General features: G+C 70.6%; 8 protein-coding genes and 1 pseudogene. 7 read left to right on the forward strand and 2 right to left on the reverse strand.

All coding sequences use genetic code 11. The features are described 5' to 3' along the window. Positions 1-339: 339 nt before the first annotated feature. From FHG71_RS24840 to FHG71_RS22390, 6 genes and pseudogenes are all read left to right on the forward strand, one after another. Positions 340-575, forward strand: a pseudogene (locus FHG71_RS24840) (transposase); the annotation flags it as partial. 863 nt (positions 576-1438) lie between these two features. Beyond that, positions 1439-2038 (forward strand): S-(hydroxymethyl)glutathione synthase, encoded by a 600-nt coding sequence (gene gfa, locus FHG71_RS22370; protein WP_139083950.1) that lies wholly within the window; start codon positions 1439-1441, stop codon positions 2036-2038. Between the two features lie 274 nt (positions 2039-2312). Beyond that, a complete protein-coding gene (fghA, locus tag FHG71_RS22375) occupies positions 2313-3143 on the forward strand; it encodes an S-formylglutathione hydrolase (RefSeq protein WP_139083952.1) in 831 nt (276 codons plus the stop codon). 129 nt (positions 3144-3272) lie between these two features. Then, positions 3273-3473 (forward strand): hypothetical protein, encoded by a 201-nt coding sequence (locus FHG71_RS22380; protein ID WP_139083954.1) that lies wholly within the window; start codon positions 3273-3275, stop codon positions 3471-3473. Positions 3474-3554: 81 nt separating this feature from the next. Next, positions 3555-4181, forward strand: coding sequence for a hypothetical protein (locus FHG71_RS22385; RefSeq protein WP_139083955.1), 627 nt, complete (start codon positions 3555-3557; stop codon positions 4179-4181). Further along, positions 4178-4522 carry a hypothetical protein gene (locus tag FHG71_RS22390; RefSeq protein WP_139083957.1) on the forward strand — a complete coding sequence of 115 codons (345 nt, stop codon included), beginning with the start codon at positions 4178-4180 and terminating at the stop codon, positions 4520-4522. Before FHG71_RS22385 ends, FHG71_RS22390 begins: the two co-directional genes overlap by 4 nt. Here the strand turns inward: FHG71_RS22390 and FHG71_RS22395 are convergent. Beyond that, positions 4519-5313, reverse strand: a complete 795-nt coding sequence (locus FHG71_RS22395; protein ID WP_139083959.1) for a quinoprotein dehydrogenase-associated SoxYZ-like carrier — start codon at positions 5311-5313, stop codon at positions 4519-4521. The genes FHG71_RS22390 and FHG71_RS22395 overlap by 4 nt on opposite strands. 81 nt (positions 5314-5394) lie before the next feature. On the opposite strand from FHG71_RS22395, the gene FHG71_RS22400 reads away from it, so the two are divergent. Further along, entirely contained in the window at positions 5395-6420 is a 1026-nt protein-coding gene (locus FHG71_RS22400) for a quinoprotein relay system zinc metallohydrolase 2 (protein ID WP_139083961.1), read from the forward strand. 13 nt (positions 6421-6433) lie between these two features. Here the strand turns inward: FHG71_RS22400 and FHG71_RS22405 are convergent, their stop codons facing one another. Continuing rightward, on the reverse strand, positions 6434-7045 hold the full coding sequence (locus FHG71_RS22405) for a hypothetical protein (protein ID WP_246045575.1): 612 nt from the start codon (positions 7043-7045) through the stop codon (positions 6434-6436). Positions 7046-7237 lie beyond the last annotated feature (192 nt).

The following is a 7237-nucleotide window of genomic DNA, read 5'->3' on the forward strand; positions in this document are numbered from 1 at the left end:
CCGAAGTCGGGCCGGATGAATCAGCTAAGCCGCTGAAACGCCAGAGCGCTTACAGGTCCTGAGCCTAGGGCCTGTGTAAGCGCTCACGGAAGCGTTGTTGAAGGCATGGACGACACGACCGTTCCTTGCTGGCATGGGTGTGCCAGGGTGGGTCTGGGGCGACCCACAGAGAGGAGCGGTCCTATTGGAGATGACCGTGGTCGGGCTCGATCTGGCCAAGGATGTGCTTCAGGCGCACGGGGCTGAGCTGTCGGGGCGGGCGGTGCATCAGGTGCTGGCCTTCCTTGCCGGGCTGCCACGCTGTGGGGCGGTGATGGAGGCGTGCGGCGGCGCGCATGTCTGGGACCGCGGGTCGCCGCGTCCGTCGCGGCTCCGGCACCTCCGCCCCAGACCTTCGGTCGGGGCGCGACTTCGCGGCCTGGTTGGGGCTGACGCCTTGGCCGCATTCCACCGGCGGCAGGCGGTGCTCGGGCGCCACCATGAGGATGGGAGAGCGCTCGCTCCGAAGGCTCCTGATCCCCGGGGCCAACGACGTTGTCGTCAAGCGCCCCGTCCACGCCGCTGCCGCTGCGGGTCGCTCCGGCCAACAGGGAGCGGCAGGGCGCCACCGGTCCGAGCCCGCCGCGAACGGCCCGGATCGTGTGGGCACTGTTGAAGGGTGAGGACTGCCGGACTCCGGCTGCGGCTGTCCAGGCCGGCGCGGTCTCCAAGTCGTCGGCGCAGGGGAAGGTCGAAGAGCGGTATGGCGCAACGGTCGGAGACGGCACCGGGCCAACCAGCCTGCGGCAAAGTGCCATCGAGCACGCGGCGTGGATGTGGAGTCCGATCCGCCAACACCAATCGGGCCTGCGGCATGTGGAACAGCCGCATATGCGGCCGGACAGAGGTCAGCACCCGACGCGCTTCATGACCAGGCGAAGATCCCTCCTGAGCAAAAGGCGGTTGCAGATGTTGCCGAACTCGGGCTGAGGTCGTGCGCTTCGCCTGAACTTGATGGGAAGAGGCAAGCTCGGACTCAGCCTGGGTTGCGCGACAACGCCATGCCTGAGCCACACGAACTCCGGCCTGCTGTCCGGGAGGAAATGGCTGGGCTCTCCGCGCAGGACGAACGAAATCAAAGGCACGTCGATGACCTTCGACCCCTTCGGACTGAGCGCGAGTGGAATGGCCAGGCTCTCGCAGTGGAGTTAGTCGTTCCACACGGGCAGGGCCCATGGACTGCGCGGTTCAGGGCGGAAACAGATCAACTTGGGCCGGCAGCCCGGTTCAGGGCGGGCGGATCGTTGCTGGCAGGGTGGAGCAAGGTCGACTTTGGTCGGGATTGTCCAGTTTCCGTGATCGTGAGCGCCGCCTTCGTGCTAGGCTGGATCGGCGCCCGGTCGGCAAGGAGGCGCGACAGGCGAGCGGGCGACCCGCTCCAACCCAGGGAGGACACGATATGGCCACGCCACACCTGCATCCCGCGCTCGACGGCGGGATCGCCCCGACCTCGCCCGACTTCTCGGGCGGCGTGCTGGTCTGCAACTGCACGGACCGCCCGGTGCGGGTCCGGGTCGAGGGGCAGGTCGCCCATAACCACGCCTGCGGCTGCACCAAGTGCTGGAAACCCGAGGGAGCCACCTTCTCGGTCGTGGCCGTGGCGCCCGTCGACAAGGTCACGGTGCTGGAGAACGGCGACAAGCTGGAGGTGGTCGATTCCTCGGCGCTGATCCAGCGGCACCGCTGCCGGTCCTGCGGCGTCCATATGTACGGACCTGTCGAGCGCGAGCATCCGTTCCAAGGCCTCGCCTTCGTCCACCCCGAGCGGTTCGAGACGGAAGGCTGGCAGCAGCCGGGCTTCGCCGCCTTCGTGTCCTCGGTCATCGAGGCCGGGGTCGATCCGCAGGAGATGGATGGCATCCGGGCGCGGCTGCGCGAACTGGGGTTGGAACCCTATGACTCGCTGAACCCGGCGCTGATGGACTACATCGCGACATGGACGGTGCAGCACCGGACCAAGTCGGCGGCGCAGGCCGCGGCGGAAACCGCGGACGCCTGAACGGAGCGGACCGCCCCGGCGCGGGCGAAGGGCCGCGCGCCGGGGCGCACCTTCTCCCTCCTGCGGCCGAAGGGCCCTGGCGGGGGCCCCGCGTCCTTTCGGGGATGGCGGCCCCCGATTCACGGTAGTTCCATGCTGCCAGCCCGAGGTTGAGATTGGGTTAACGCGCCGGCGGAACGACACCGGACCGTTCCTGCGGGCCGTTGAAGGGTTTCGTCCGCCGTCCCGCCGGGTCACAAGGACGGGGCCAAGTGACTCGAAGGAGGGCGAGTGGATGGAGATCGTGTCGGAATGGGCCTCTCACGGGGGGCGGCAGCTCGTGGCGAGGCACGCCTCCGAGGCGGCAGGCGGCGAGATGACCTTTGCCGTCTTCCTGCCGCCTCAGGCCAAGGAGGGACCCTGCCCGGTGCTATGGTACCTGTCGGGCCTGACCTGCACCCATGCCAACGTGATGGAAAAGGGCGAGTACCGCCGCGCCGCCGCCGAGGCGGGCGTGATCGTGGTCTGCCCCGACACCTCGCCCCGCGGGGACGCCGCGGACGATCCGGCCTATGACCTGGGGCAGGGCGCGGGGTTCTACCTCGACGCCACCGAGGCGCCTTGGGCGGGGCGCTTCAACATGAAGACCTACGTGACCGAGGAGTTGCCCGCGCTGGTGGCCGCCGAGTTCCCCGTCGACATGGCGCGGCAGGGGATCTTCGGCCATTCGATGGGCGGGCACGGGGCGCTGACGCTGGCGCTGAGCCTGCCGGGGCGCTTCCGCTCGGTGTCGGCCTTCGCGCCCATCGTGGCGCCGAGCCAGGTGCCCTGGGGCGAGAAGGCGCTGGGCGCCTATCTGGGGCCCGACCGCGCGGCCTGGCGCCGGCACGACGCCGTGGCGCTGATCGAGGACGGCGCGCGCCTGGACGAGATCCTGGTGGACCAGGGCGACGCGGACAACTTCCTGGAGCGCGAGCTGCGGCCCGAGCTGCTGGAGCGCGCCTGCACAGAGGCCGGGATCGCGCTGACGCTGCGGCGGCACCCGGGCTACGACCATTCCTACTACTTCATCTCGACCTTCATGGCGGATCACGTCAGATTCCATGCAGAACGGCTGAAGTCCTGAGCACCCGGACAGGAATCCATCACGGCGGGCTCCGGCAAACGTGAAAGGCGGGGCCTGTCCTTGGGGCAGGTCTTAGGGTTGAGGCGTCAAGGCACCTCCTCAACCCGTCAGTCGGAGCCCCTCCCCCTCATGATCGAACTCGTCTTCGTGGCGTGCCTGAGCGCCGCCCCCGCCACTTGCGAGCAACGTGCTCTGCAATTCACCGACCTCTCGGTCCTGTCCTGCACCTTCGGCGCGCAGCCCGAGCTGGCCCGCTGGATCGCCGAGCATCCGGGCTGGCAGATCCAGCGCTGGACCTGCCAGCCGATCGGAGAGGGCATCGACGCCTGATCCATCGCTGCGGAATGGTGGACAATCCATCCCCGGCTGCGGTTTGATGGGCTTGAGGCCCAACAGCTGCGGAGGAACGGCATGGGACGGATCGCCACGGTTGCGCTTTGCGCGACGCTGGCCGGCGCGGGCGCGGCCCGGGCCGAGAACGCCTTCGACCTGATCTTCCGGTCGGGCACGCTGGACGGCCTGCCCCAGGGTACGGAACTGAGCTACGACGCGGGCCCCGCCGGGACGGCGGAGTGGGAGCGCGTCGTCGTGGGGCTGGGGCCGCAGGACGCGGCGCTGGTCGAGGGGCGGACCGCCGAGGAACCGGCGCGGAACCTGGGCCGCTACCGCGCGGCCATCGGCAATCCGGTGGTGATGGTGTTCCTGGAATCGACGGTGCAGGACATCGCGGAGCAGACCGGCGGCAGCCCTTACTACATCCGCAACCGGATGCGCGACGCCCTGGCCGGGACGGGCGCGGTCGAGGCGGTCACCGTGCCCTGGGAGGGCGGCTCGGTCGCTGCGACGGAGGTCGCCCTGACGCCCTTCGCCGGGGACCCGAACCGGGCGGCGCTGGGAGGCTTCGCCGACCTGGAGATCCGTGTCGTCGTCTCGGAGGCGGTGCCGGGATGGTATCATTCCATGAGCGTCGAGGCTCCGGCGGCGGGCGCGCGGGAGGCCTATGCCGCCTCGCTGGCGCTGGCCGAGGTCGGGCCGTGAGAGGGCTGGCGCTGGTCCTCGCGCTGCTGGCCGGGGGCGCGCGGGCGCAGGACGCGGCCGAGCGGCTCAACGACTATCCGACGGCGGCGCGGGCGGAATACGTCTTCGCCTGCATGGCCGTGAACGGCGAGAACCGGCGCGTGCTGGAGCAGTGCTCGTGCTCCATCGACCGGATCGCGTCGATCCTGCCCTACGACAGATACGTGGAGGCCGAGACGGTGCTGGCGCTTCAGCAGACCAGCGGCGAGCGTTCGTCGCTGTTCCGGGGGCCCGCGACGGCGCAGGGGGTGGTGGCCGAGCTGCGGCGGGCGCAGGCGGAGGCCGAGATCGTCTGCTTCTAGGTCGCGGGCTCCTTGGGCAGCGTCTGCTCGACGACGTTGCCCTCGGTGTCCTGCATCCGCACGCGGAAGCCCGGGGCGCCGTTGTCGGCATAGCGGAAGCGGAAGACCGGGTTCTCGGATATCGAGATGCCGCCCGTGAGGGTGAAGAGCATCTCGTCGCCCTGCCAGACCTCCAGCCGCTCGATGAAGTGCGCGGGAATCCAGAGCTGGGTGACCTGGTCGCGCTGGAGGCCCGAGAACTGGGGATGGCGGATCATCACCTGCGCCTCGCGGCGGCCGTCGGGGGCGGCGCCGAACTCGCGCAGGCGCATCTCGCCCAGGCCGGCAAGCGCCTCGGGACCCGAGGCGCCGGCGGGGGCCGAGCAGCCGCCCGAGGCCTTGACGAAGGCGCCGGCCATGCGCGCCTCGCCCGTTTCGGTCATCGCGATGGCGCGCACGTTGGAATACTGGTTCACCCGGACGCGCAGCTCGAGGTCGAGCGGGCTCATCGCCTCGCCGAAGGTCATCTCGGCCGCGACGGGGGAGGGGTTCTCGTCGATGACGAGGGTGAGGTTCTGCACCCAGGGCGCGCCTTCGGGCTGGACGAGGCGGATCGGGACGGTGGCCGCGTCCTCGGCCCGCATGGGCGCCTCGAGGGTCAGGAGGCCCTCGGCGGGACGCGGCGCCATGTCGCCCAGGATGCGGGGGGCGAGATAGGCCCAGGTGTCGCCGTCCTGGAGCGGGTTCGGGGCCTCCTGCGCGGCCAGAGGGGCGGCCAGGGCGAGGAGAAGGGGGGCGAGCAGCGAACGCATCTGGCGAACCTCCATCCGAGCGCCACACTATGCGGGGCAACATAGCGCGACTGTCCCGCGCGTCGAAGCGGCGGAGGCTCCATGATCGACGTCCTGGCGACGCTCTGCCTGCTGGAGGCGCCGGAGGTCTGCGCGGCGCGGACGGTGCCGGTGGGGGCCGCGACCTGCGCCGCCGCCCAGGCCGCGGCGGCCGACCGGCTGGAGGGCTGGCGTCTCGGGCATGAGGTGAGCGAGGTCCGGTGCGGGGCCATGGACGTGCCGCCGCTCGACTTCGAGGAGGTCCGGCCGGGGCTCTTCGTGCATGTGGGCCGGATCGCGCTGGCGGACGCGGAAAACGGCGGGGACATCGGCAACGTGGCCTTCGTGGTCGGCGACGAGGCGGTGGCCGTGATCGACTCGGGTGGGTCCCGCGCGCTGGGGGAGGCGATCGTCGCGGCCGTCCGGGCGCGGACGGACCGGCCGATCCGCCATGTCATCCTGACTCATCCGCACCCGGACCACGTCCTCGGGGCGACGGCGCTGGTCGATGCGGGCGCCGAGGTGTTGGGCCATGAGCGATTGGCGGCGGAGCTGGCCGCGCGGAGCAATAGCGACCGCGCGCAGGGCCTTCGCCAGATCGGTCCGGGCTTCGTCGGGAGCGAGGCGCCCGTCGTGCATCGGGGCGTGGCTGGGATGGAGGCGCTGGACCTCGGCGACCGGGTGCTCGACCTTCGTGCTTGGCCGCAGGCGCATACGGGGGCGGACCTCACGGTGATCGACCGGGCGACGGGCGTCCTGATCGCGGGGGACCTCGTGGTGGACCAGCACCTGCCGACGCTCGATGGATCGCTGCGGGGCTGGCTGGAGGTGCTGGACGGGCTGGCGGCGTCGGAGGCCGTGGAGGTCGTTCCGGGCCATGGCGGACCGCTGCGGCCCTGGCCCGAGGCGGCAGAGCCGGTAAGGGCCTATCTCGACGGGCTGGCGCAGGACGTGCGCGCGCTTCTGGCCGAAGGGGCCAGCCTGAGCGAGGCCATGAAGGCCGCCGGGGCGCCGGGCGACTGGCTCCTCTATGAGGAGCACAATCCCCGGAACGCGACCGCCGCCTACACGGAGCTGGAATGGGAGTAGGCCGCCGGGACTCTCAGCCGTCGGCGGCGGCCAGCATCATCTGGGCCAGCCGGTAGGCGCGCTGCTCCAGGAGGACGGGGGACTCGCAGACGTAGGTCAGCGCGCGGTCGCGGTCGCGGAACACCCGGATGCGCCAGTCGAGCTCTGCCTCCAGCGCATCGATCCGGTCGAAGTCCGGCGGCTCCGCCGCTTTCAGGCGGGTCATCTCGGATTGCATCTCCTCGATCTCGCGGGCGAGGCCGGCCTGGTTCCGGGCGTAGCGGCTGATGCCTTCGATGATCTCGGCCCGCTGGCGGTCGATGTGATCGAAGGTGGCCTGGAAGAGACGGCCATAGCCATCGAGGTTCAGCCCGGGGTTCTGCGCCCCGACCTCGGCCAGAAGGCGCGCGGCGTCCTCCTCGGTCACCCGGCGCAGCGCGAGCTGGTCCGCGACGTCGTCGAGCCCGGAAGGAAGCGCCGTCTCCTCGGCCGGGAGCGGGTGGGGCCACAGGACCCCGATCGAGAGGTGGTCGACCTTGCGCTGGATGCAGGGCCAGTCGGGATCAGTCGGGTCCGCCGCCAGGGCCGGGCGGCCCAGGCCCGCAACCATCGCGAGGGCCAGGACCGTCGTCAGGACATGCCGCATGGTCACTCCTTGTCACGTATGCGACCAAAGTATGACATGTCGCAGGCACAGGTTGAAACCGCCAACGTGCGCTTCACCATAGTGTTCCAAAAGAGAACCCACGGGGAGGGGGAAAGACCGGATGCGCACCCGTGCCGCCGTTGCTGTGGCTGCTGGTCAGCCGTTGGAGATCATGGAGGTGAACCTGGAGGG

Source organism: Rubellimicrobium roseum, from assembly GCF_006152145.1.
Taxonomy (GTDB): domain Bacteria; phylum Pseudomonadota; class Alphaproteobacteria; order Rhodobacterales; family Rhodobacteraceae; genus Rubellimicrobium; species Rubellimicrobium roseum.